Here is a 24,629-nt window from a genome sequence, read left to right on the forward strand (position 1 = left end):
CGATTTGGGTGTGGGGGGCTCGTTTTTTTTTTAACCCCCCCGGCCCCGCCCCGGGGGGGGGGGGGGGGTCGGGTGGGTGGCGTTGTTCCGGGACGCGGACGCCGACGCTCCGCACGTCCGCGAGGCGGACGTCGCGGTGCGGCTCGGCCCTGCCGACCGCAGCGACAGCTCGGCGGCCGAGACCTACCTGCGGACCGACCAGATCCTGGCCGCCGCCCGCCGCACCGGCGCCCAGGCCGTCCACCCCGGCTACGGCTTCCTCGCCGAGAACGCCGGCTTCGCCCGCGCCTGCGCCGACGCGGGCCTCGTCTTCATCGGGCCGCCCCCCGGCGCGGTCGAGCTGATGGGCGACAAGATCAACGCCAAGGAGGCCGTCCGGGCCGCCGGCGTCCCGGTGGTCCCCGGCAGCCAGGCCACCGCGCCGACCGACGACGACCTCGTCGCCGCCGCCGACGAGATCGGCTACCCCGTGCTGCTCAAGCCGTCCGCCGGTGGCGGCGGCAAGGGCATGCGCCTCGTACGGGACCGGGCCGACCTGCCCACCGAGATCGCCGCCGCCCGCCGGGTCGCCCGCACCGCCTTCGGCGACGACACCCTGTTGCTGGAGCGCTGGATCGACCGGCCGCGCCACATCGAGGTGCAGGTGCTGGCCGACGCCCACGGCACCACGGTCCACCTCGGCGAGCGCGAGTGCAGCCTGCAGCGCCGCCACCAGAAGCTGATCGAAGAGGCTCCCTCCGTTCTCCTCAATGCCGAGACCCGCGATGCGATGGGCGCCGCAGCCGTCCGCGCCGCGGAGTCCTGCGGCTACACCGGGGCCGGCACCGTGGAGTTCATCGTCCCCGGCATCGACCCGGACGCGCCCGTCTCCGCCTCCGAGGGTGTGCGCGACTTCTTCTTCATGGAGATGAACACCCGTCTCCAGGTGGAACACCCCGTCACCGAGCTGGCCGTCGCCGTCGGCGCCGACTCGGCCCGGCTCGACCTGGTCGAGTGGCAGCTGCGCGTCGCCGCCGGCGAACCGCTCGCCTTCACCCAGTCCGACGTCTCCTTCCTGGGCCACGCCATCGAGGCCCGCATCTGCGCCGAGGACCCGGAACGGGACTTCCTGCCCACCGGCGGCCGCATCCTCACCCTGGACGAGCCCCGGGGCGAGGGCATCCGCGTCGACTCCGGGGTCGCCCCCGGAACAGTCGTCACCAGCGCCTACGACCCCATGCTCGCCAAGGTCATCGCGTACGGGCCCGACCGCGCGACCGCGCTGCGCCGGCTCCGCGCCGCGCTGGCCGACACCCGCATCCTGGGCGTCACCACCAACACCGGCTTCCTGCGCCGGCTCCTCGCACACCCCGAGGTCGCCGCCGGACGCCTGGACACCGGCCTGGTGGAGCAGACCGCCCAGCAGCAGCCTGCCCTGCTCACCGCGCCGTACTCCCCCGTCAACGCGACCGCCCCGGCCGGGACCGCGGCGCCCGTCCACCCCGCGGACGGGACCGGCACCGCAGCGGCCGAACCGCCGTCGCCCGCCCACCTCCTCTACTACGCGGCCGCGCTGGCACGGCACCTGGAACTCACCCCGGCCGCCGGCCCCGGCAGCTGGACCGACCCGTTCTCCCTCCCCTCCGGCTGGCGCCTGAGCGGCACGCCCGCCTGGACCACGCACCGACTCCGCGCCCCCGGCCAGGATCCCGTCGCGGTGCGCGTCCGCCCGATCACTTCCGGCAACGTAGCCGACACCACCGACAATCCCGCCGGGCTCGTCCGCGAGGTCGAACTCCGGCTCGGCGACGGGCCGGTGCACCGCGCCCGCGCCGCCCTGGCCGGCGACCGGCTGCACCTGACCGTCGACGGCCTGCAGACCACGTTCTCGCTGGCCACCGACGCCGGCCCCGGGCTCGCCGCCGGCCCGGTGACCTGGCTCGGCATCGAGGGCGACGCCTGGCCGCTGCACGCCTACGACCCGGCCGTCGAGCGGGCCGGCGGGGCCGGTGCGCACCACGGCGCCCTGACCGCCCCGATGCCCGGCACCGTCACCGTCGTCAAGACCACGGCGGGCGAGACGGTCCGCAAGGGCCAGCCCCTGCTCGTGCTGGAGGCCATGAAGATGGAACACGTGATCGCCGCACCGCACGACGGCGTGGTGGCCGAACTGCGGGCCACCGCCGGCGCCACCGTCGCGATGGAGGACCTGCTCGTCGTGGTCACCCCGGCCGAGGAGGCCGCCGCCGACGGTGCCGCCGCCGAGCCCGCGGGGGTGCGGTCGTGACCGCCCCCGCGCACGAGCCCGACGCCCTCGACCTGGGCCTGCCCGACCCGGTCCGCGCCCCCGGCCTGCCCGAGGAGGTCCGGATCCACGAGGTCGGACCGCGCGACGGCCTGCAGAACGAGGGCGCCCTGGTGCCCGTCGAGGTGAAGGCCGAGTTCATCGCCCGGCTCGCCGCCGCCGGCCTGCGCACCGTGGAGGCCACCAGCTTCGTTCACCCGAAATGGGTACCGCAGCTGGCCGACGCCGAGGACCTGATGCCCCGGCTCGCCGACCTGCCGGCCCGTCACCCCGGCCTGCGGCTGCCGGTCCTGGTGCCCAACGAGCGCGGCCTGGACCGCGCGCTCGCCCACCACGCCGACCACATCGCGGTGTTCGCCAGCGCCACCGAGACCTTCGCCCGCCGCAACCTCAACCGTTCGGCGGACGAGGCCATGGCGATGTTCCGCCCGGTCGTGACGCGGGCCACCGAGGCCGGCGCCACCGTCCGCGGCTACCTCTCGATGTGCTTCGGCGACCCGTGGGAGGGGCCCGTCCCCGTCCCGCAGGTGGTCCGGTACGGCGTTCAGCTACTGGAGATGGGCTGCTCGGAACTGAGCCTCGGCGACACCATCGGCGCGGCCACCCCGGGCCAGGTGGGCGCCCTGCTGACCGGCTTCGCCCGGGCCGGGGTGCCGGCCGAGCGGCTCGCCGTGCACTTCCACGACACCTACGGCCAGGCGCTCAGCAACACCCTGGCGGCGCTGCGCGAGGGCGTCACCACGGTGGACGCCTCGGCGGGCGGCCTGGGCGGCTGCCCGTACGCGAAGAGCGCCACCGGCAACCTCGCCACCGAGGACCTGGTCTGGATGCTGCACGGGCTCGGCATCCGCACCGGCGTGGACCTGCGCGCCCTGGTCGCCACCAGCGGCTGGATGGCCGAGCGCCTCGGCCGCCCGAGCCCCTCCCGCACCGTCCAGGCGCTGCTCGGCGCCGCCCGGGGCTGACCGGCCCCGCTCCGGCGCCGGCCGCGCTCCGCGCGGGTCCGGCCGGCGCCACGCACCACGTCCGCCCCCAACCACATCGCGCGACCGCCCGACCGCCAGACGGACGCCGGTCGTCCCGCTCACCGCCCGCGACCACTCGGCCGGGCACCAGGAGGATCACCATGTTCGACCACCGACTCAGCAGCGAGTACGAGGAACTGCGGCGCACCGTCGCCGAGTTCGCCCGGGACGTGGTGGCGCCGAAGATCGGCGACCTCTACGAGCGCGAGGAGTTCCCCTACGAGATCGTCCGCGAGATGGGCCGGATGGGGCTCTTCGGCCTGCCCTTCTCCGAGGAGTACGGCGGCATGGGCGGCGACTACTTCGCCCTCGGCCTCGTCCTGGAGGAGCTCGCCCGCGTCGACTCCTCGGTGGCGATCACGCTGGAGGCCGCCGTCTCGCTCGGCGCGATGCCGATCTACCGCTTCGGCACGGAGGAGCAGAAGCGCGAGTGGCTGCCCCGGCTGACCTCGGGCGAACTCCTCGGCGCCTTCGGCCTCACGGAGCCGGAGGGCGGCTCGGACGCCGGGGCCACCCGCACCACCGCGCGGTACGACGAGACCACCGACGAGTGGGTCATCAACGGCACCAAGTGCTTCATCACCAACTCCGGCACCGACATCACCGGTCTGGTCACCGTCACCGCGCTCACCGAACCGATCGCTCGTTCGAGTGAAGAGGGCGAATTCCGCTCGTCCACGCGGGAGATCTCGTCCATCATCGTGCCCACCGGGACCCCGGGGTTCCAGGTCTCGAAGAAGTACTCGAAGGTCGGGTGGAACGCGTCCGACACCCGCGAACTGTCCTTCACCGACTGCCGCGTTCCCGCGGCCAACCTGCTGGGCGAGCGCGGCCGGGGCTACGCCCAGTTCCTGCGGATCCTCGACGAGGGCCGCATCGCGATCGCGGCCCTGGCCACCGGCCTGGCCCAGGGCTGCGTCGACGAGTCCATCAAGTACGCCGGCGAGCGCCGGGCCTTCGGCCGGCCGATCGGCGCCAACCAGGCCATCCAGTTCAAGCTCGCCGACATGGAGCTGCGCGCCCACACCTCCCGCCTGGCCTGGCGGGACGCCGCTTCCCGGATGCTGCACGGCGAACCGTTCAAGAAGGAGGCCGCGATCGCGAAGCTGTACTCGTCCGAGGCCGCCGTCGACAACGCCCGCGAGGCGACCCAGATCCACGGCGGGTACGGCTTCATGAACGAGTTCCCGGTCGCCCGCTTCTGGCGCGACAGCAAGATCCTGGAGATCGGGGAGGGCACGTCCGAGGTCCAGCGCATGCTCATCGCCCGGGAGCTCGGCGTCACCTCGTGACCGACCGGTGGTGACCGACCGGCCCTCACCGGCGCGGTCGTGACGGCACGTTCGTGACCGTCACGGCCGCGCCGGTCGCGTCCTGGGCCGAACCCGCCGGGTCGAGGAGTGGGCCGGGAGGAACGAACCGCGAGGAACGGGCCACGACGGAGGAGGCCGCGGGAGAGGGCATCCGGACGGACCCTCAGGGGATCACGATCACCGGGCGGTTGGCCCGCCGCGCCAGCCGTCCGGAGACCGATCCGAAGATCTTGCCGAGCAGGCCGTGCGTCGTGCCGACGACGATCGCGTCGGCGGCGTACTCGCGGCCGACCTCCTCGATCTCGTGGCAGATGTCGCCGCCGCGCTCGACCAGGATCCACGGCACCCCGGCGAGGAAGTCCGCACAGGCGAGCTCCAGGCCGAGGACCTCGGTCCGGTGGTCCGGGAGGTCGACGAAGACGGGCGGCTCGCAGCCCGCCCAGACCGTGGCGGGCAGCCGGTTGGCGACGTGCACGATCACCAGGCCGCACTGCGACCGGCGCGCCATGCCGACCGCGTAGGCGAGGGCGCGCTCGCTCGACAGCGAGCCGTCGAACCCGACCACCACACCGTGCTGGAACGTCGGGTCGAGGGACGGCGCCGGGGTGTCCTGCGCCGACGGCTCGGGGTACCCGTCGAACGCACCGGCCGCGCCCGGGGCCGCCTCCGGACGCTCGGCGCCCGGGCCGAGCCGGCCCGTCACCGGAGGCCCCGCAGGGTCGGCCGGGGAATCACCGCGCCGCGGGCGGGGCCCCGGGCGGTCACGGCGGGCGAGGTCGCCGCGGCGGCCGAAGCCCCGCAGGGCGCGGGTGAGACCCCGGGGGCCGGGGTCCGTGCGATCGACTTCTCCCCCGGTCGCTGCGCCCGCACCGCGGGGCGTGTCCGGTCCAACCGGTCGGGGAGACTCAAAACCAGCCATGGCTCACGGCTCTTCGAGGGAGAGGGGCCGACAGAAGAGGACAACGCTGCCCGGGCAGCAGGCCCGCCCACGGGATGACGTCGGTCTGCGCCGCGCAGCACCGTATGTGACCTGTTCCTTTCAGAATACGACGGGCAGGGGGCCCAGCCCAGCGGCGAAGCCCCGGAGCGACGTTGTTCCCGCGAAAGGAGGATGCGCCCGCCGTGGCAGTGCGCCCTGTCCGCAGACGATCGCGCCCCCTCCGGAAAGGAGGTTCTCTGGAGCTTGACTGAGCGGACCGGGCGGCGCAACAGGCCCCCGGGACACCGTGACCGGACTGTCATTGATCGGCGACGATCCGTTGCGACACGTCGCGAACCGTCACGCCCCGCAGGTCCCGCACGGCCCCGCCGGCCTGCCCGCGCCCCACCCGCACCCGGTCCGCGCGGGACCCGTACGTCAGCTGCCGGAGCCCGATCCAGCCACTTCGTACGGCTTCGCGACGCGGTCTGGCATTTGCCAGGTGCATAGGCGCAGGCGCTGGCACCATGCTCGGCATGCCCCTGCTCCTGTTCGACCTCGACAACACGCTGCTCCCCCGGGACGCCGCCTTCCGGGCCTGGGCGCAGGACTTCCTGTCCGAGCACGACCTCCCGCCCGGCGACCTCGACTGGTTCGTCACCCTCGACGGCGGCGGCTACGTGCCGCGCAGCACCGTACTGTCCGCGGTCCGGCGCCGCTACGGCCTGGACGTCTCCGCCGACTTCCTGCTCGCCCACTACCGACGCGGCATCAACTCCCACATCCACTGCCCGCCCCGCCACATCGAGGCGCTGCGCGCCGCGCGGGAGGCCGGGTGGACGCTCGGGATCGTCAGCAACGGGGGCACCCGGCCGCAGCTGGAGAAGATCCGGCGGACCGGGCTGGGGCCGCTGGTCGACGGCTGGGTCATCTCGGAGGAGGCCGACTGCGTCAAGCCGGACCCGCTGATCTTCGAGCTGGCCGCCCAGCGGTGCGGCGTCGCACCGAAGGGGAACTGGGCCGAGCACACCTGGATGATCGGGGACCACGCGCCCGCCGACATCGCCGGGGCCGAACTGACCGGGCTCCGCAGCGTCTGGCTGCACCACGGCAGGCCGTGGGCGGAGAACGGCTACCGGCCGACGCTGAAGGCGGCCGGGCTGCCGGAGGCCGTCGGCCAGGTGCTCGCCGCCCGCAACGCGCCCGCGCCCCGGCCGGGGGTCCGCGCCGGCGGCCCGGCCCGGCGCGGGTCCAGCGGGACACCGGTGCGGGCGACGGCGCAGTTCGGCGCACAGCCCGGCGCACGATCGACGACGGCCGCCCCGGCGGGCCCGAGTGCGCCCGTTCCCGCGAACGCCGGGACGGGCGGGGCCTCGGTCCTCGGCGCCGGGTCCGGTGTCCGAAACCGATCCGGCGGGTTTGCCGTGATCGCCGACGGCCGCACCGACCCGGGAGCGGTCTCCGGCGCGCGGGCGGGTGCCTCGTCGGACCCGGGTGCGGACGGCCGGGCAACCCTCCCGGTCGGACGTCCGGATCCCCTTCGCCCGGCGGCCGACGGGACCGCGCCCACCGCCCGTACGGTCTTCGCCAGCGCGCCCCTGGCCGCGTCGGTCGCGGTGGCCCTCGCCCCACCGGTCACCGCACCGGTCGCGTCCTGAGCCCCGGCGGCGACGGTCACGACCACGGTGGTCACGGCGGCCGTGGTCACGGCCGTCGCCGGGTAGCGCCCCGCCGACCGGCAGGCGGCCGGACCACAACCGGACCGCCGCCGGACCCGGCCGGAGCGCCGCCGGAAGGCGCCCCGAACGCGGCCGGGAGGCCCCCGCGCAGCGGTCGTACCGCCCGGCCGGCGCCGGTCAGCCCTGCGCCGGGGTGCGGCTCCACCAGCAGGTACGGGCCCGTTCGACGAATCCGAGCTTGCGGTAGAGCGGTTCGCCGAGCGAGGTGGCGACCAGGGTGGCCGGGCGGTCCGGGTGCGCGTGGACCAGGGCGGTCCGCAGGACGGCCCCGGCCACCCCGCGGCCGCGCCGGTCGGGCAGGGTGGCGACCCAGTACACGCCGGTGGCCCGCCCGTCGTCGTAGGTGAGGCAGGTGCCCGCCACGGCGCCGTCGTCGCGGCCGAGCCACGCTCGCCACCCGGGCTCGCCCAGCAGCCGCTCCGGGAGCGCGTCGCCGCGCACCCAGGGCCGGCGGGCGGGCAGCGGGAAGCCCTCCACGATCGCCCGTTCCACCAGCGCGAAGCTGTCGCCGTCCACGGCCTCATCGACCGTCAGGACCCCGCCCCCGTGCGCCTGCGATACCGCGGGCAGGGCGGCCGTCACTCCCTCGACCGGGCCGGGGTCGCGGACCATCACCGGCATGAGCGGCATCCGGGCGGCCCCGAAGCGGGTGAGGTCGAGCCCGCCGTACGGGTCCTCCAGCGTGAAGTGCACGGTCGACCAGTCGGCCAGCAGGTCCGCCAACTCCCGCTCCACCGCTTCCGGTTCGGCGTAGGGGCGGGTCAGCACGATGCGGTGCGCATCGTCCGGCGTACGGGCGCAGCGGACCGCCGTCAGGCCCGGGAGGACACGGGAGCGCCAGCCGTGCGCGCGGGCTTGGGCGAGCCAGAACGCGGCGGCGTTGTCGTTGGCCCGTTCGAGCCGGCTGTCGGTGTTCACGGCAGGACCGTAACCCGGCGGTCCGGATAGCGGTTCCGCCGCACCAGGCTTGGCCGGATGAAGCCTGGGAGGCGCACGACCCGCACCTGTGCGCCCTCCCGTGCACCGCCGATTTTCGGTCAATTTCGCGCCGATCCCTCCCGCTTGGGCAAATCCGCAGCCCAGACCCGCCGATCGGGCGCACGGGGCCCGGACGCCCCAGGAGCGGCCCCGCGACAACCAGCCACCGTTGCCCCGGCCCTCTTCCCAGAAGGGTCGACGGGTGCCACGCTTCGTGATCGAATGCATCACGCCAAATTGCCATGTCGACATAGCGTCGGATGGTGAACTTGTCACAACGGCAATGGTCCACCCGATAGATTTCGATCTTGGCCAGCAGTGCCGCACCACCCACACCACACCACCGAGGGGGCTTGAGCGCCTTGAGCAGGGTGAGCAGGAGCGACGCGGGTCCTGACAGCGGCCAGGCGGTGGCCGGCACCGCGGGTCGGGCCGCGAGAAGCACTGGCACCTCCGCGATCGCCGCCACCTCCCGCACCACGGGCGCCGCCCCGCACTCCTCGCACCCCGCAGCGCACCTCCCCGTCGGCGGCCCGGGCGCGGTCCCGACCGCCGCCGAGCACGGCGCGGCGGCGCCGTACGGAGGCCAGTCGCCGGCCGGGGGACACGCCGGAGGGCAGAACGCCGGCGGTCAGCCAGCCGCCGGACACCCCGTCAGCGGCGGACAGCCGGTCGGCGGACAGCCCGTCAGCCGCGGCCTCGTCAGCCACGCCCCGGCCTACGGCGGCGAGTACCCCGGCTATCCCGGCTACTCCGGCCACCCCGCCTACCCGGGCGGCGCCCCGGGCCACAACGGCGGCCCCGGGGCCGCGGGCGGTCCGCTCGGCGGACTCGCGCTCGGCACCGCGCCCGGCCACGGCCCGCTGGCCCACGGCGGCCCCGGCGCGAACGGCTCCCCGGCCTCGATGTCGGCGGCCGCCCCGCGCAAGCTGTCCGGCCGGCGCCGCCGGGAGACCGTCGCGGTGCTGATCTTCGGCGGCGCCCCGATCTTCGAGAGCTCGATCCCGCTCTCGGTCTTCGGCGTGGACCGCCAGGACGCCGGGGTGCCCCGCTACCGCCTGCTGGTCTGCGCCGGCGAGGAGGGCCCGCTGGCCACCACCGGCGGCCTGACCCTCTCCGCCCCGTACGGCCTGGAGGCCCTCGCCCGGGCCGGCACGATCGTCGTACCGGCCTGGCGCTCGATCTCCCAGCCCCCGCCGGTCGAGGCGATCACCGCCCTGCGCAAGGCCCACCACGAGGGCGCGCGGATCATCGGCCTCTGCACCGGCGCCTTCGTCCTGGCCGCCGCCGGCCTGCTCGACGGCCGCCCGGCGACCACCCACTGGATGTACGCGCCGACGCTGGCCAAGCGCTACCCGCGGGTGCACGTCGACCCGCGCGAGCTGTTCGTGGACGACGGCGACGTGCTCACCTCGGCGGGCACCGCCGCCGGCATCGACCTGTGCCTGCACGTGGTGCGCAGCGACCACGGCGCCGAGGCCGCCAACGCGCTGGCCCGCCGCCTGGTGGTGCCCAGCCGCCGCGGCGGCGGAGGACAGGCCCAGTACATCGATCAGTCTTTACCGGAGGAGATCGGCAACGACCCGTTGGCCGAGGTGGTCACCTGGGCGCTGGAGAACCTCAACCAGCAGTTCGACGTCGAGGTGCTGGCGGCTCGCGCCTACATGAGCCGGCGCACCTTCGACCGGCGGTTCCGCACGCTCACCGGCAGTGCGCCGCTGCAGTGGCTGATCACCCAGCGGGTGCTCCAGGCGCAGCGGCTGCTGGAGACCTCGGAGCTGTCGGTGGACGACGTCGCGCGCCGGTGCGGGTTCCGCTCGCCGGTGGCGCTGCGCGGGCACTTCCGCCGCCAGCTCGGGGTCTCCCCGGCCGCGTACCGGACGAGCTACCGGGCACGCCGCCCCGGGCAGCAGCCCGCGGCGGCCGGTGCGCACGGCGGCGACCTCCGGCTGCCCGGCGCGCTGTCGCACGCGGCGGCCGGCGCGGCCGCGGGCGGAGCGCTGTTCGGCGGGGCGCACGGCGGACAGCCGGCGCAGCCGTTCCCGGGCGGACCGGGGGCGCCGCTGCCGGTCGGTCCGCACGGGCAGCCGCTGCACGGCCAGCCGGTCGGGTTCGGCCCGGGGCAGGTCGGGACACCGGCCGCCCAGGGCTTCCATGCCCGGGCCGGCCAGCCGTACCCGCACCAGCAGGCGTCGCCGCAGCCGCACCCCGGGCAGCAGGGTGCGGCGGGACGCGGTCCGCTGCGGCCACCGGTGGTGCCGCCGCAGGCCGGGCCGGGTGCGGGGGCGGGACGTCCGCCGCGCACCGCCGAGCACGCGGCGGCCGAGGACGGCCTGCCCCAGCCGGGGGCGCGCGGCCAGGGCCAGGGGCACCGGAGCGCGGTCGAGCGGCCCGCGGACGAGCCCGGTGCGGCCGGGCGCGGCCACGGCGGGGCCACCGGACGGGTGCCGGCCCCCACGGGGCAGCCGGCGCCGGGGTCGGGCGAGCTCCGCGGCCGCCAGACCCGGGCTCCGCAGGTCCGCTCCCAGGGCGGTCGGCCGGCGGCCGACGGCCCCCGGGCGGGCCGCGAGGCCCGTGCCGGACGGGACGGGCACGCGGTCCGCGCCGGCCGGGAGGGCGAGCACCCGGACGGCCGCGGCGGTCACGGCGGGGCGGAGGAGCACCAGGCCGAGTCCTGTGCTCCGGCACCCCGCTCGGCTCCACCGGTCCCCGCGGCGCGTGATCGCGCCGTAGGGTGACTTGTGTGAATGACCGTTTGGTATGGATCGACTGTGAAATGACCGGCCTCGACCTCGACCGGGACGCCCTGGTCGAGGTCGCGGTGCTGGTGACGGACTCCGAGCTGAACATCCTCGGCGAGGGCGTGGACGTCATCATCCGGCCGCCGGCCGAGGCGCTGGAGCACATGCCCGAGGTGGTGCGCGCGATGCACACCGCCTCCGGCCTGCTGGAGGAGCTGGAGCAGGGCGTGACCCTGGCCGAGGCGGAGGAGCGGGTGCTCGCGTACGTGCGCGAGCACGTGCCGGAGGCCGGGAAGACGCCGCTGTGCGGCAACTCGGTGGCCACCGACCGCGGCTTCCTGGCCCGGGACATGCCGGCCCTGGAGAAGCACCTCCACTACCGGATCGTGGACGTCTCCTCGATCAAGGAGCTGGCCCGCCGCTGGTACCCGAAGGCGTACTACAACAGCCCGCCGAAGGGCGGCAACCACCGGGCGCTCGCGGACATCCGGGAGAGCATCGACGAACTGCGGTACTACCGCGAGGCCGTGTTCGTCCCGCAGCCCGGCCCGGACGCCGACACCGCGCGCGCCATCGCCGGGAAGCACCAGGCGTCGACCGACTGACCCCGGAACCACCCGGCGGGACCCCGCCGCGGGGTCCGCGGGGGTGCCCGCGTCCACCGGGGCGGAACCCTGGCGCGAGCACCCTCTCGGATCCTGTAGAGTTCTTCCTGTCGGAACGGGAACGCGGGAGCGGGAACGGACCGGACAGATGGTGGGTGTAGCTCAGTTGGTAGAGCACCTGGTTGTGGTCCAGGTGGCCGCGGGTTCGAGTCCCGTCACTCACCCCAGAGCCCGAGGGGCCGATCTCTTCAAGAGGTCGGCCCCTCGGGCGTTTTCGCGTTCCCTCACGTTCGCACTCCTCAACTCCGCCTCCCCCGGCCGGACCCGGGGCCGGCTTTTCCGGGCGACCCCTGCCACCGGAAGCTACTGGCTAGTAACATCGTCGCCATGACCACACCTACGATCGGCCAGATGCTCGACTCCACCGTGCCGATGGCGCACACCCTGAAGCTGGAGTACCTGGAGACCACCCCGGAGCGCGCCGTGCTCCGGCTGCCCGACCAGCCCGCGTACCACAACCACGTCGGCGGCCCGCACGCCGGCGCGATGTTCACGCTCGCCGAGTCCGCCAGCGGCTGCATCGTGCTCGCCGCCTTCGGCGACCAGCTGTCCCGGGCCGTGCCGCTGGCCGTCAACGCCGAGATCGCGTACAAGAAGCTCGCCATGGGCGAGGTCACCGCCACCGCCGTCCTCGGCCGCCCGGCCGCCGAGGTCGTCGCCGAGCTGGACGCCGGCGGCCGCCCGGAGTTCCCGGTCACCGTCGAGATCACCCGCGCCGACGGCGCCGTCACCGGTGTGATGACGGTCACTTGGACCCTGCGCCCCAACTCCTGACCGCCGCGCGGCCGGTGGCCCCGGGAACACCGCCCGGGGCCGAACCGCGCGATGACTGTCCGTGACGGCGGCCGTGACCTCACCGCCCGTCCGCTCGTTCTCGACTCACGTGCGAGCCAATCACGTGACCGAGCCCAGGCAACCCGCCCACCGCGGCGTCGCCGGCGCCCGGCACGGGATCGCCCGGTGGCTGCCCCGCCCCCGCACCGCCGCGGCCGCCGGCGCGCTGCTCGCCCAACTCTGGGGCCTCGGCGCCCCCGGCGCGTACGCAGCGTCCGCCGACCCACTGACCGAACCGGCCCGGCCCGCCGCCCGCCGCGCCCCGCACGGCACACCGTCGCTCGGCGGCCCGGCCCTCGCCGGCCCCGCACTCGACGCACCCGCACTCGACGCGCCGTCGGCCGAACGCCCCGTCGGACCGGGGCAGTCGGCGGCCGAGGCGCCGGGGCGCTCCCCCGGGACCGCCGGGGCCCCGACCGGCGGCGGCACCGGGGCGGCCGACGGCACGTTGCGGGAACGGATCCGGTCCGGCGGGCTCCCCCTGCCCGGCCAGCGGGCGGCCGTCCCCGACGCCTTCGCGATCGCCTCCGGACTGCTCGACACCGCCCCCGCCCAGGACCGCCCCGCCCAGAACCCGGCCTCCCGCGAAGGCGGCCCCACCGGGCCGAACTCCACCGGCCGGCTGCAGGCCGACACCGCCCGCCCCACCGTCCCGCGGCAGAGCGAGGCCGCGGGGACTCCCCCGGTCCTGGACGCGTCCGAGACCGTCCCGATCGGAACCCCGACAAGCCGGGACGGCACGACCACCCCCGCCGGGCCGGACGACGCGGGGACCCCGGAGACGCTCGCCGTCACCGACACCGCCACCGTGACGGCCGTGGGCGACGGCTCCGCCACCGCGACCGCCGTCCTCGCCCCCATCGCCGCCGGACTCCTGCTCACCGGCGCGGCCATGTGCAAACACCGCGGACTGCCGCGCGGGCACTGAACCCGCCGCCCCGGCCCACGCCCCGACGACCGGCTCCGGCGCCGGCGGCGGGAGTTCACGCCCCGGCACCGGCACCGGCACCGGCCCGGACGGGACGCCGCCGGCCCGGGTGCCGCCCACGACCGGCCGGAACGGCTCGCCGTTCGGCTCCCGGTCGACGGCGGCCCGGCGCAGGCCGAGCACCGACGCCGGTCGCGGACCGGGGTGCCCCGCGCCCGGTCGGTGCCGCGGCCGACCGATGCGCGGCCGACCGGCCCGGGGGCGACGACGAGCACGCCCGGCGCCCGGGGGTCGGAACCTCCCGGTCGACCGGGCCGATCCGCACGGGCCCCTTCGGGGGCGACGGCGCTGCGGGCCAAGGCCGTTGCCGGCGGCGGGCCGGTCGCCGGCCGACGGCTCTCCGGCGGAGGGCGCGCACGAAGGCGCCCGTCACCGGCGTCCGACGACGGACGCACCACCGTCGGCGGCGGTCCGTCAGCGGCGGTCCGTCAGCGGAAGACCCCCGGCGGTGGCTCCGGGGACGGGGCGGCCGTCGCGTCCGTGGCCGGGGCGGCGCCGGCGGCGAAGTCCGTGAGGGCGCGGCCGTGTTCGACACGGGCGTGGGCGGGATCGGAGGCGGCGCGACGGGTCAGGTCGGCCACCGGGAGGGGCGCGTGGGCGGCGGCCAGGACGAGGTTGCCGAAGCGCTTGCCGCGCAGCACGGCGGGGTCCGCGATCAGGCAGCGTTCGGGGAAGACCGCGCCGAGGGTGGCGACCTGGGAACGGGCGAAGGGCAGGGCGCCGCCGTCGGCGATGTTCGCGGCGTACCAGCCGCCGGGGACGAGGGCGCGGGCGGCGAGCGTGGTGAACTCGACGGTGGTGCAGTGGGCCGGGGTGCGCGCGCCCGAGAAGACGTCGGTGATGACCAGGTCGACGGTGCCCTCGGGAGTGCGCTCCAGCACGCTGCGGGCGTCCCCGCCACGCACCTTGATCTGCCAGCCCTTGTCCAACGGCAGCTCGGCGCGGACGAGTTCGGTGAGCGCGGTGTCGATCTCGGCGACCTGCTGACGGGAGCGCGGCCGGGTGGCGGCGACGTAACGGGCCAGCGTGAGGGCGCCGCCGCCCAGGTGCAGGACGGTGAGCGGCCGGCCCGGCGGGGCCACCAGGTCGATCAGGTGGCCGAGCCGACGCTGGTACTCGAAACCGAGGTGGGCGGGATCGGCGAGGTCGACCATGGACTGCGGGGCGCCGTCGATCAGCAGCGACCAGGCGGCCGGGCGATCGCGGTCGGGCCGCAACTCCGCCAGGCCGGAGCCGACGGGGCGGGTGAGTGGCCCCTGCGCGTGGGTGCGCCCGCCCACGCCGGTGGCGGCCTCCGTCCCGCTGCCGCGCACGGCTCTGCTGCTTCGTCCCATGGTGGCCATTATCGCCGCAGGCGACAGGGGCACAGCCGCCGCAGGCGGGAGGGCCGTAGCCGCCGCAGGAGCGGCGGTCCCGGCGGTCCCGGCGGTCCCGGCGGGTCTGCCGGACCGCGCCGGTGGGCGTGCTGGGGGGATCCGGCCGGTGGGGCGCGTGGTGCTCGCGAGCCCGGCGGGATCCGCACGGCACGCCCGTCAGAACGGGCCGAGGCCGCCTGCGGTGAGCGTGCAGGCGGCCTCGCAGAGAGCGGAGCGGAGGACCCAGGCGTCGGTGGGGCGCGCGGTGCAGCCGGAGCCGGAGGGCGGGATCACCCAGCGCGGGTCGGTGGCGGCGGGGATGAGGGCGCCCGCCGTACAGGAGCTGCCGGGCAGGTGCCAGGTCTCCCAGGTGCCGGCCGGGACGAGGAAGGAGACGGTGCTGCCGTTGCGGCTCTGCAGCACGGCCCCGCAGGCGCGGCGCAGTCTGAGGATGTCGACGGCTTCCAGGCCGTGCCGCAGGGCTACCGTCACGGTGTCGCAGCCGGTGACGGGGGTGCCCTCGTCGGGGACGGCGTGCTCGCGCCGGGGGCCGCCGCAGGGGGCTCGCCCGCCCTCGACCGGACCCCGGCCGGGGATCCGGTCGTCGGCCGGGTCGGGCAGCAGGGCGGGGGCTGCGCCGGCGAGCACGCCCCCGGCGACGGGGCGGTGCTGCGGCAGTCCGGTGGCCATCACGGGCCCTCCTGTACCTCGTCGGATCCGGAAGCGCAGCCGCCCGGAGGGGCCACCGGGCTGGGACGTGCCGGGGCGACGGCCTGGGCTTCCACGTATCAGGACAACGCGGCGAACGCATCCCGGGCCACGGGGCGCCTTACAGCAAGGCATGGCATTTCATGGCAGATATCCCGCAACATGGCCCGCTTTGACCGGTATTGTCAGCAGATCTCCCGCAAACCCCACGTGTCCGCACGGTGACTCCGAGTACTCTCGGCGCCATGGCAGCCACCCCACCGGCCGAGCCGAACCGACCGTCCCCCAACCCCGTGATGCGCGCGCTGCGCGGCGACCGCTCTCCCGGCGAGTTCGCCGTGGCGGTGCGCCGGGCCGCCCGCGAGATCGGCGAGCACGTCTCCTGCGACGCCCGCTACGTCGGACGGGTCGAGTCCGGTGAGATCCGCTGCCCCAACTACGCCTACGAGCGGGTCTTCCGGCACATGTGGCCGGACCGCACGCTCAGCGACCTCGGCTTCGCCCCCCGCACCGCCGTGGGGCCGCGCGCGGCGGGGGGGGGGGGGGGGGCCCCCCGGGGGGGGCGCGCGCCCCCCCCCCCGCGGGGCCCCCCGCCCCCCCCCCCCCCCCCCCCCCCCCCCCCCCCCCCCCCCGGCCCCGCGCCCCCCCCCCCCGCGCGGCGGCGGACCCGCCGGGCTGCCTCCGCTCCACCCACCGTTCCCGCCCCTGCCCGCCCCGCGCTCACCACTCTCCACTCAACTCCCGTACGCTGCCTCGCCGTACGCGAATCCAGCCGCTCCGGAGGGCCCCCCGTGGCCGAGTCCCGGCGCGGTGCCCAGGGGGCCCGATGGATCGCCCTATCTCGACGAGGAGAACGACGACGTGCGTCGCCGTACGTTCCTGGCCGGCGGCACCACCGCGCTGGCCAGCGTGATCGGCATCGACCGGCTGGCCGCAGCCGCCGGTCGCCAGGCCGGTGCCGCCGGCGCCTCCGGTGTCCGCACCGGCCCGGGCGCCTTTCCCGGTGCGGAGTTCACCGCACCGTCACTGCTCTCGGCCGAGCCCCTGGTGCCCGGCCGGCCCGGGCCGGTGCCGCCGCTGCGCCGGGTCGGGGCCGCCGAGGTGCTCGGCGTCGAACAGGCCGTCCGGGACATCCGGCTGGCCGACGACGCGCACGGCGCCGACGCCCTGTACGAACTCGCCGGGCAGTCGCTGCGCACCGCGTACGCGCTGCTCAACGAGGGCGAGTACAGCGCCGACACGGAACGCCGGCTGCAGGCCGGGGCCGGCGAACTCGCCATCTCGGTGGGCTGGTTGGCGCACGACTCGAACCGGCTCTCGGACGCCCGCTCGTTCTACGCCGAGGCCCTGGCCACCGCCCGGATGGCGGGGGACTCCGCGCTGGAGGCGCACGTCTTCTGCAACAGCGCCTTCCTCGCCCGCGACGCCGGACGCCCGCGCGAGGCACTGCGCGCCGCCCAGGCCGGGCAGGTCGCCGCCCGGGAACTCGGCTCCCACCGGCTGCTCGCCCTGCTGGCCATGCGCGAGGCCGGCGCCTGGGCCCTGCTGCAGGACCGCACCGCCTGCGAACGCGCGCTCGGCCGAGCGTACGCGCTGTTCGACCGCGGGCCCTCCGAGGCCGATCCGGAGTGGATGTCCTTCTTCGGCGAGGCCGAGGTCGCCGGTCTCCAGTCGCAGTGCTGGTCCGCGCTCGGCGACTGGGACCGGGCCAGCGAGCAGGCCGGGCTGGCCATAGCGCTGCAGGAACCGCACTTCGTCCGCAACCGGGTGCTGTACACCGCCGAACTGGCCCACGACCGGCTGGGCCGGGGGGACCTGGCGGGGGCGGCGCACCACGGCTCGTCCGCCGTGGCCCTGTTCGGCGACGTCCGCTCGGCCCGGATCCGGAGCATGCTGGCGGACACCGCGGGACGGCTGCGCCCGCACGCCGCGGTGCCCGAGGTGCGCCGGTTCCTGGCCGAGTACGACCGGGCGGCAGCCGCCTAGCCGGACCGCCCGGGCACGCCCCTGGTGGAGCCTGCCGCCCCGGGCGCGTCAGTGCCCGGCGGTCAGCCCGTCCAGGTGGGAGAGGTCGTTCCAGATCTCCACCGCCGGGGCGCCGTACTCCCAGGACAGCACGCACAGCGCCGCCGTGCCGAGCTTGAACCGCTGGGCGAACTCGGGCGGCAGGCCCAGCCAGCGGGCGGCCAGGATGCGCAGCAGGTGGCCGTGCGCGAACAGGACGACGTCCTGGTCGGCGCAGTGCATCACCGTGGTGTCGGGATCCGGGACGCCGTGCTCCTGGTGGAGGCCGGCGAGGAGGGCGTCGACCCGGGCGGCCACCTCGGACAGCTTCTCGCCGCCGGGCACGCCGTCCCGCCAGATCAGCCAGCCGGGGTGGTCGGTGGCCCGGATGTCCGCGCCGGTGCGGCCCTCGTAGCGGCCGTAGTCCCACTCCATCAGCTCCGGACGCTCCACCGCGCGGTCGCCGAAGCCGGCCAGCGCGCAGGTCTCCTCGGCGCGGCCGAGCGGGCTGGTGTAGACGAGCGCGTCCGGCAGCCCGTTCCACGGGGCCGCGGCGAGGCGGGTGCCGAGGGCCCGGGCCATCGCGCGGCCCTCCTCGGTCAGCGGGATGTCGGTGCGGCCGGTGTGACGGCCGGTGGCGGACCACTCGGTCTCGCCGTGGCGGACGAGCACGATTCGGGCGGGCATGGGGGGCTCCTCGCAACGGGGCGGCGGCAACGGTCGGTCTCACCCTTGAGCACCGGGTTCCATGATCCCCCACCCGGACGGCGGCCACGATCGCGGGCCGGTGCGGACGGCCGTCTCGCGGTGGTTCCTGCCGTGAACGGCCGGTCCGTACCGCGTTGTCGGACCCGGATGCGACACTGGGCCGCACCATGAACGTCTCGACGAACGTCCCGCCCCGCGGGTCCGCTGAGCCGCTCGCCCAGCGGCTCGCCGAGCTGCGCGGACCGGCCCCGCAGCGCAGTCTGACCGCCCGCGCCCTCGCCGCCCTGGCCGCGAATCCGGGCTGCCACCGCCGCGCGGTGCTCGACGCGGCCGGGATCGACAAAACGGCGCTGGCCGCCCGGCTCGGCCGCCCGGCCCCCTTCGGCCAGTCCCCCTTCGCGATCGCCCGCGGCGTGATCTTCGAGTCCCGGCTGAAGGCGGACGACTACGCGGCGCTGCTGGAACCGCTCCGCCGCCACCTCGACGTCCCGGTGGACGGCCACGCCCCGCTGGAGGTGCCGGACCTGCTGCAGCGCTCCGGCCCGGCCGTCCGCGCCGACCGGACGGCCCAGGCGCTGGCCCGGGCCGCCGCCGACCCGGAGGCCTGGACACTGCTCGACCACCCGCTGCTGCGCCTGGACGTGGCCGGCAGCACCGCCTACCTGGAGCCGGACGCGCTCGTGGTGCACGGCGGCCGGTGCACGGTGGTCGAGATCAAGTCCTTCCCGGTGCTCGACGGCAGCGCGGACCCGGCCAAGGTCGGCGCCGCCGCCCGCCAGGCCGCCGTGTACGTGCTCGCGCTCCAGCAGGCAGCCGCCTCGGCCGCCGGCGTACCCCTGGCCGACGACCCGTACACCGAGCAGCGGCTGCCCGGCAGCCCCCGGACGAGCGTGCTGCTGGTCTGCCCGAAGGACTTCGGCAACCGGCCGACCGCGGTCGCCGTCGACGTCCGCCGCGAGCTGGCCACCACCCGCCGCCAGCTGAGCCGGATGACCGGCATCGGCCGGCTGCTGGACGCGCTGCCGCCGGACGCGGACTTCGACCTGGCCTCCGACGAGGCGGGCGCGCCCGCACGCTCCACCGAGCAGCTGACCGCCTCGGTCGAGGCCGTGCCCGCCGCGTACAGCCCGGACTGCCTCTCGACCTGCGAACTCGGCTTCCACTGCCGCGCCCGGGCCCGCTGCGGCGACCGGGTCGAGCAGCTCGGCCGGGGCGTACGGGGCGAGCTGGGCAGCATCCGAACGGTCGCCGAGGCACTGGCCGCCGCCGGCACCAAGGCCGACGACACGGACGGCGCCGACGACACGGGCGGCACCGACGACGCCGCCGAGCGCCTGGCCTACGCGGCCGCCCTGCGCGCGGAAGCCCTGGGGGCGGAAACCCTGCGCGTCTGCGAGGCGGGCGCATGAGCGAGCGCATCAGCAGGCGGTGCGCGTGGGCGAATGCCCCCGCCGAGGTCTGCGAGGCGGGCGCATGAGTCTTCTGACCACCCTGGCCCGGCTGGAGGCCGTCCGCAGTGGCCGGGCCGAGCCGCTGGCCACCGTCCGGCACCGGCACCTGTCCGACCGTCCGATGGTGCTGGTCCCGTTGACGGCTGCCGGTGAGGCGGGCGCTCCGCTGGCGGTGATGCTGGGCACCGACCGGGACGCGCCCCGGCTGCACCTGGTGCCGCAGCCGCTCAACCGCACCCTGCGGTTCGACTTCCTGGCCGAGCTGGCGGCGGACCTGCTGCCCTACCTGGAGTCCTTCGCCGACGACGTCGAGCAGATCGAGGGTTCCGAGAAGGACCCGGAGACCGGCGAGAAGACCCAGGTGTTCCGCGAGCTGTGCGCGGACGCCCCGCAGTTGATCGTGCCGAACGGCGCGGGGGTGCGCCACCTCGCGTTGATCGGCCGCTCGACCCGCTTCCGCCGCACCGTCGAGGACGAGGAGCCGGGCCCCTACCCGGCGCCGGTCCGGGTGCCGCTGCTGGGCCGCTGGCTGACCCACCTCACCGACCGCGCCCAGGTGCCCGGCTCCAGCTTGTTGCTGCCGATGACCGGTCTGCTGGCCCGGCACTGGGCGACCGGCCAGAGCCACCTGGAGGACCAGCACCTGGCCGCCCGGCTGGCCTGGCACAACCCGCCTCCGGGCCTGACCGGTGCCGAGGCGGCCGAGCTGGCGGAGTCCGCCCGGGACGAACGGGGGCAGTTGCTGCACCCGCCGGCCGGTCCGGCCACCGATCCCCGTTTCGACGAGGTGGTGCTCGCCCCGGCGATCACCCGGTACGACTCCGCCGTGGGCGCCCTGCAGCACGCCGTCGAGGAGCGCGACGAGGCCGCCGCCGAGCGCGCCCGGGCGGCCGTGCGGGCGGGCGTCGGGCAGTTGGAGGAGGTGCTGGCGGCCGTTCTGCTGCCCACCTGGCGGGACGTGTGGCAGGGCGTGGATCTGCTGCGCGCCCTGCCGCCGGCCGGTCACCTGGAGGAGCGCTGGGCCGGCGACCGCTGGTCCTACACCGGCCACCGGGACCGTGTGGTGGCCGGTGAGCCGCCGCAGCCCCGGCAGGACGACGCGGTCACCGCCGCCCGCAAGCTCGCCCAGCGTGAGCGCGAGCAGGCCCGGTTGGACGTCCAGGAGGCGCTGGACGACCCGCTGGCGATGGCCGAACACCGGCTGTCCGGCGAGGCGTTCAGCGGTGTGGTGACGGAGGTGGTGCCGGACTGGGACACCTCGGGCCGCTCCGCGAAGCCCCGCCCGCTGGTCACCCTGCGCACCTCCGACCGCCCGCACGCGGACCTCGGCCGGGAGGCGCACCGGGTGTGGGGGTCCGCCCGGACGGAGGCCGGGGGAGGGCCGTCCGCGCAGAAGGCCGAGGTGGTGGCGGTCGACGCCGCCGCCGGCACGATCACGTTGCGGGTGCTGTCCGGCATGGGCCGCCGGAAGGAGCCCGAGCCGGGCAGCCTGCCGGAGCCCGGCGAGCAGGTCACCTTCACCCTGTTCGAGTTGACGGTCCGCCAGTCCGCGCCGCTGCCGGAGCCGGACGACACCCCGTGGACGCACGGTGGCCCGCCGGGCGCCGCGTCCGTTCCCGCCCCGTCCGTCTCCGAGGAGTGGGAGTGATGGCCGCCTCGAACCCCGGTCCGGGCGGGACGTCCTGCCCGGTGCCCGAGCAACCCCCGGGCGCGGCCGCCGACGCCGCCGTGGCCGGGATCCTGGCGGCGACCGTCCGTCCGGCGGCCGGTGCCCCGCGCGGCGTGGTGGTGGATTCCCCGCCGGGCGCCGGGAAGTCGACGCTCGTGGTGCGGGCCGCCCGCGAGCTGGTCGAGGCCGGCGAACGGCTGATGATCGTCGCCCAGACCAACGGCCAGGTGGACGATCTGGTCGGCCGACTGGCCGAGAAGGCGCCGGACCTGACGATCGGCCGGCTGCACGCCGCGGACACCCGTCCGGGCCCCGAGGTGCTGAAGCACGCCAACGTGACGCCCTCGGACAAGGTCGCCGACCTGGTCGAGCACGACGTGGTGATCTCGACCTCGGCCAAGTGGCAGTGGGTGCGGGCGGAGGCGCCGTGGCGGCACGCGATCGTCGACGAGGCGTACCAGATGCGTTCGGACGCGCTGCTCGCGGTGGCCCGGCTGTTCGAGCGGGCGCTGTTCGTCGGCGACCCCGGCCAGCTGGACCCGTTCACCGTGGTCGGCACCGAGCAGTGGGCGGGCCTGTCGTACGACCCGTCCGGCAGTGCCGTGGTCACGATGCTGGCGCACAACCCGCAGATCCAGCCGCACCGACTGCCGGTCTCCTGGCGGCTGCCCGCCAGTGCGGCGCCGCTGGTCTCCCGGGCCTTCTACCCGTACACCCCGTTCCGTTCCGGCACCGGGCCGGACGACCGCAGGCTGACCGCCGCCGTCCGCCCCGACGGCTCGGCGCTGGACGCGGCGATCGACCGGGCCGCCGAGCACGGCTGGGCGCTGCTGGAGCTGCCGGCCCGGCACACCGTGCGGACCGACCCGCAGGCCGTGGCGGCGGTCGCGGCGACGGTGCGCCGGCTGCTGGAGCGCGGGCTGACGGCGCACTCCGAGCAGGGTGAGGCCCCGCTCACCGCGGACCGGATCGCCGTCGGCACCGCCCACCGCGACCAGGCGGCGGCGGTGCGCGCGGCCCTGCTCAAGGTGGGTGTCCCGGTGGACGGGGCGGCCGGGCCGGCCGTCACGGTGGACACCGCCAACCGGCTGCAGGGCCGCGAGTACGACGTCACGGTGGTTCTGCACCCGCTTTCGGGCCGCCCGGACGCGACCGCCTTCCACCTGGAGACCGGCCGGCTCTGCGTGCTCGCCTCCCGCCACCGGCACGCGTGCATCGTGGTGGCCCGGGCCGGGATCGCCGAGTTGCTGGACGAGCACCCGGCCACCGAGCCGGTGCAGTTGGGGGTCCCGGTGGCGTTCCCGGACGGCTGGGAGGCCAACCACCAGGTGCTGCACCACCTGAGCGGCCACCGGGTCCGCCTGGGGTGAGGGTGCGGCCCCGGTCCCGGCCGGGTCCGGTACCGGTCGGTGCCGGTCAGGTCCCATACCGGTCGGCCCCGGTCCCGATCGGGCTTCGGTCCCGATCGGACCCCGGAACCGACCGGCCCGGGTGCCGGTCAGTCCTCGGTCTCGCAGACCGCGAAGGCCTGGACGGCCGTGTGGTCGGCCTGCGCGTACCAACTGGTCGCGTCCCGGGACGGGCCGTTGTAGGTGACGGTGTCGTGCGTGCCGGCCGGCAGCTGGTAGCCGCCGCCGGTCAGGTGGGTGCCGCTCGGGCAGGTGGCCTGCGACGGGCTGCCCGGGGCGCTGACCGCGCCCTGCACCACCACGGCCGTTTCGGCGGCGACGGCCGGTACTGCTGCTGCGGCCACGCCGAGGGCGGCGGCGGTCAGCAGGACGCCGGCGGGCAGGATCGTCCGCGCGTGCATGGGATCTCCCTGGGGTGTGGGTGACTGGATTGCACCGGGGACAACCGATTCGCACACGATCCGGATGCGCGGCGCTCGCAGCACACCCCCGGCGCGCGCCGGGGAATAGCGCCCGCACGCGCACCGTTCCGTTACCGGCCGTCGCCGCGAGACAATGGACGACGGCCACGACCCGGGCGGCGCAACCCGGAGCAGCTGCCCGCCCCACCGAGACCCCGGAGGTGTCCGTCCATGCCCGACTCCCCTGCAGAGTCGACCGAGCCCACCCGGCGCGTGCGTCCGGCGCAGCTGCTGTTCGAGCCGCAGTCGGCCGACCCGGAGCCGGAACGATTCTTCGACCTGGAGTCGATCGACGACCCGGCGGAGCTGCTGCGCCGCTCCACCGAGCTGGCCCTGGCCTTCCGGGCCGCCGCCGAGCGGGCCACGGACTTCCAGGCGGTCGCCGCCGCCCAGCTCGCCGACCCGCGCCGCTTCGACGCGCTGTCGGACACCGAGGTCGCCCTGCGGGCGGACTGGACCCCGGACTACGCCGCCAAGATGATCGAGTACGGGCGCACCCTGCTCCAGCCCCGCCGCCACGAGGACTGAGCGCCGCCACGCGTCGTACCCGAACACTGGCCACTGGCATATGCGCGGCGGGGAAGGGTACGCCGTTCCCCGCCGCCCTGTCCGGCGAACCGGCCTTTCCGCCGCGCCGCGAGCGCGCACGGCGCAGGCTGCTGTGCGTGGACATCTGGACGCATCAGTCGGTGGAGTACGTCAGCGTGGCCGGGGAGGCCTGGCTCGCCTCCGCCAGCGAGTACCCGCGCAGCATGCGCGCCCTCTGGGAGACCCGCCCGTGGGCGCCCTCGGTGCTGCCCTGCGGGCGCGCCTTCGACGTGATCAGCATGCCGGCCCTGTTCGGCCGCCGGGTGCTGGACGAACTGTGGGCCTCCGGCCCGGGCTGCGGCCCGGTCGCGGCCCACCGGGGGCGGACCCTGCTGTTCGTCCAGCCGGGCGCGGCACCCCGGCTGCGCCGGCTGCTGGCCTGGGAGGAGTGGGCCCGGGACGTGCCGCCGCTGCTGTGCCACGGCAAGGGCGACACGGTGACCGTCCCGCCGCTGCAGCGGATGCTGAACAGCCCGGACTCCCCCGGTCTGGGTGCCGGCCGGTGGATCGTCGCCCCGGAGGACCGCGAGCCCTGGCTGCCCGGCGCCTCCGTGCTGCTGTGGGCCTGCGTGCGGGCGGCGCGGGAGCCCGGCGCGCCGGTTCCCGCCGGGGCGGCCGTCGTGACCGGAGGGTGAACGCGGGGCGACCGGTATTCGATTTTGGCTCGGCCGCGCGGCGCTGCTAGAGTCTTCTCTGTCAGCAGGCGCCGCTAGCTCAGTTGGTTAGAGCAGCTGACTCTTAATCAGCGGGTCCGGGGTTCGAGTCCCTGGCGGCGCACAGACAGCCGGAA

Annotated in this window: 18 protein-coding genes, 2 tRNA genes and 2 pseudogenes; 16 read left to right on the forward strand and 6 right to left on the reverse strand. The window is 76.1% G+C overall.

Annotated elements, in window-relative coordinates; genetic code table 11:
- Positions 1 to 64: 64 nt before the first annotated feature.
- The 3 genes and pseudogenes from ACFV0O_RS36370 to ACFV0O_RS36380 all read left to right on the forward strand — a co-directional run.
- A pseudogene (locus ACFV0O_RS36370) lies at positions 65 to 2,266 on the forward strand (acetyl/propionyl/methylcrotonyl-CoA carboxylase subunit alpha); the annotation flags it as partial.
- Complete coding sequence (locus ACFV0O_RS36375) at positions 2,263 to 3,249, forward strand: hydroxymethylglutaryl-CoA lyase (RefSeq protein WP_380348354.1); 987 nt, start codon at positions 2,263 to 2,265, stop codon at positions 3,247 to 3,249. The pseudogene ACFV0O_RS36370 and the gene ACFV0O_RS36375, both read left to right, overlap by 4 nt.
- A 161-nt stretch (positions 3,250 to 3,410) precedes the next feature.
- Complete coding sequence (locus ACFV0O_RS36380) at positions 3,411 to 4,601, forward strand: acyl-CoA dehydrogenase family protein (RefSeq protein ID WP_380348356.1); 1,191 nt, start codon at positions 3,411 to 3,413, stop codon at positions 4,599 to 4,601.
- A gap of 184 nt (positions 4,602 to 4,785) precedes the next feature.
- On the opposite strand, the gene ACFV0O_RS36385 is transcribed toward ACFV0O_RS36380, so the two are convergent.
- Complete coding sequence (locus tag ACFV0O_RS36385) at positions 4,786 to 5,325, reverse strand: universal stress protein (protein ID WP_380348358.1); 540 nt, start codon at positions 5,323 to 5,325, stop codon at positions 4,786 to 4,788.
- A gap of 752 nt (positions 5,326 to 6,077) precedes the next feature.
- Between ACFV0O_RS36385 and ACFV0O_RS36390 the strand changes: the two genes are divergently transcribed.
- Positions 6,078 to 7,199, forward strand: coding sequence for an HAD-IA family hydrolase (locus ACFV0O_RS36390; protein WP_380348360.1), 1,122 nt, complete (start codon positions 6,078 to 6,080; stop codon positions 7,197 to 7,199).
- Positions 7,200 to 7,397: 198 nt separating this feature from the next.
- On the opposite strand, the gene ACFV0O_RS36395 is transcribed toward ACFV0O_RS36390, so the two are convergent.
- Positions 7,398 to 8,198, reverse strand: a complete 801-nt coding sequence (locus tag ACFV0O_RS36395) for a GNAT family N-acetyltransferase (protein WP_380348362.1) — start codon at positions 8,196 to 8,198, stop codon at positions 7,398 to 7,400.
- A 965-nt stretch (positions 8,199 to 9,163) separates the two neighbouring features.
- Here ACFV0O_RS36395 and ACFV0O_RS36400 point away from each other — a divergent pair.
- The 5 genes and pseudogenes from ACFV0O_RS36400 to ACFV0O_RS36420 form a co-directional block, all read left to right on the forward strand.
- Positions 9,164 to 10,169 (forward strand): annotated as a pseudogene (locus ACFV0O_RS36400) (helix-turn-helix domain-containing protein); the annotation flags it as partial.
- 832 nt (positions 10,170 to 11,001) lie between these two features.
- Positions 11,002 to 11,604, forward strand: coding sequence for an oligoribonuclease (orn, locus tag ACFV0O_RS36405; RefSeq protein ID WP_380348364.1), 603 nt, complete (start codon positions 11,002 to 11,004; stop codon positions 11,602 to 11,604).
- A gap of 151 nt (positions 11,605 to 11,755) precedes the next feature.
- Positions 11,756 to 11,831: transfer RNA gene (locus tag ACFV0O_RS36410), tRNA-His, on the forward strand.
- Positions 11,832 to 11,991: 160 nt separating this feature from the next.
- Positions 11,992 to 12,438, forward strand: coding sequence for a DUF4442 domain-containing protein (locus tag ACFV0O_RS36415; RefSeq protein WP_189919419.1), 447 nt, complete (start codon positions 11,992 to 11,994; stop codon positions 12,436 to 12,438).
- A gap of 124 nt (positions 12,439 to 12,562) precedes the next feature.
- A complete protein-coding gene (locus tag ACFV0O_RS36420; protein WP_380348366.1) occupies positions 12,563 to 13,426 on the forward strand; it encodes a hypothetical protein in 864 nt (287 codons plus the stop codon).
- A 488-nt stretch (positions 13,427 to 13,914) separates the two neighbouring features.
- On the opposite strand, the gene ACFV0O_RS36425 is transcribed toward ACFV0O_RS36420, so the two are convergent.
- Together ACFV0O_RS36425 and ACFV0O_RS36430 are read right to left on the reverse strand one after the other, a co-directional pair.
- The gene (locus ACFV0O_RS36425; protein ID WP_380348368.1) at positions 13,915 to 14,820 is read right to left on the reverse strand and encodes a spermidine synthase; all 906 of its coding nucleotides are present in this window, start codon (positions 14,818 to 14,820) and stop codon (positions 13,915 to 13,917) included.
- Between the two features lie 198 nt (positions 14,821 to 15,018).
- The gene (locus ACFV0O_RS36430; RefSeq protein WP_380348370.1) at positions 15,019 to 15,531 is read right to left on the reverse strand and encodes a hypothetical protein; all 513 of its coding nucleotides are present in this window, start codon (positions 15,529 to 15,531) and stop codon (positions 15,019 to 15,021) included.
- A gap of 879 nt (positions 15,532 to 16,410) precedes the next feature.
- Here ACFV0O_RS36430 and ACFV0O_RS36435 point away from each other — a divergent pair.
- On the forward strand, positions 16,411 to 17,535 hold the full coding sequence (locus tag ACFV0O_RS36435) for a tetratricopeptide repeat protein (RefSeq protein ID WP_380348372.1): 1,125 nt from the start codon (positions 16,411 to 16,413) through the stop codon (positions 17,533 to 17,535).
- 48 nt (positions 17,536 to 17,583) lie between these two features.
- Here the strand turns inward: ACFV0O_RS36435 and ACFV0O_RS36440 are convergent, their stop codons facing one another.
- Positions 17,584 to 18,240, reverse strand: coding sequence for a histidine phosphatase family protein (locus ACFV0O_RS36440; protein WP_380348374.1), 657 nt, complete (start codon positions 18,238 to 18,240; stop codon positions 17,584 to 17,586).
- 188 nt (positions 18,241 to 18,428) lie between these two features.
- Here ACFV0O_RS36440 and ACFV0O_RS36445 point away from each other — a divergent pair, with 188 nt between their 5' ends.
- From ACFV0O_RS36445 to ACFV0O_RS36455, 3 genes are all read left to right on the forward strand, one after another.
- On the forward strand, positions 18,429 to 19,670 hold the full coding sequence (locus ACFV0O_RS36445) for a hypothetical protein (protein ID WP_380348376.1): 1,242 nt from the start codon (positions 18,429 to 18,431) through the stop codon (positions 19,668 to 19,670).
- A gap of 64 nt (positions 19,671 to 19,734) precedes the next feature.
- Complete coding sequence (locus tag ACFV0O_RS36450; RefSeq protein WP_380348378.1) at positions 19,735 to 21,360, forward strand: hypothetical protein; 1,626 nt, start codon at positions 19,735 to 19,737, stop codon at positions 21,358 to 21,360.
- Positions 21,360 to 22,751 (forward strand): AAA family ATPase, encoded by a 1,392-nt coding sequence (locus tag ACFV0O_RS36455; RefSeq protein ID WP_380348380.1) that lies wholly within the window; start codon positions 21,360 to 21,362, stop codon positions 22,749 to 22,751. Before ACFV0O_RS36450 ends, ACFV0O_RS36455 begins: the two co-directional genes overlap by 1 nt.
- 128 nt (positions 22,752 to 22,879) lie before the next feature.
- Here ACFV0O_RS36455 and ACFV0O_RS36460 read toward each other — a convergent pair whose 3' ends face one another.
- Positions 22,880 to 23,191, reverse strand: coding sequence for a hypothetical protein (locus ACFV0O_RS36460; RefSeq protein ID WP_380348382.1), 312 nt, complete (start codon positions 23,189 to 23,191; stop codon positions 22,880 to 22,882).
- A 231-nt stretch (positions 23,192 to 23,422) separates the two neighbouring features.
- On the opposite strand from ACFV0O_RS36460, the gene ACFV0O_RS36465 reads away from it, so the two are divergent.
- The 3 genes from ACFV0O_RS36465 (at position 23,423) to ACFV0O_RS36475 (ending at position 24,616) form a co-directional block, all read left to right on the forward strand.
- A complete protein-coding gene (locus ACFV0O_RS36465) occupies positions 23,423 to 23,779 on the forward strand; it encodes a hypothetical protein (RefSeq protein WP_360253183.1) in 357 nt (118 codons plus the stop codon).
- A gap of 137 nt (positions 23,780 to 23,916) precedes the next feature.
- Positions 23,917 to 24,474, forward strand: a complete 558-nt coding sequence (locus ACFV0O_RS36470; protein ID WP_380348384.1) for a bifunctional DNA primase/polymerase — start codon at positions 23,917 to 23,919, stop codon at positions 24,472 to 24,474.
- A 68-nt stretch (positions 24,475 to 24,542) separates the two neighbouring features.
- Positions 24,543 to 24,616, forward strand: a tRNA-Lys gene (locus tag ACFV0O_RS36475).
- Positions 24,617 to 24,629: the final 13 nt, after the last annotated feature.

This window comes from Kitasatospora sp. NPDC059577 (assembly GCF_042735475.1).
GTDB lineage: Bacteria > Actinomycetota > Actinomycetes > Streptomycetales > Streptomycetaceae > Kitasatospora.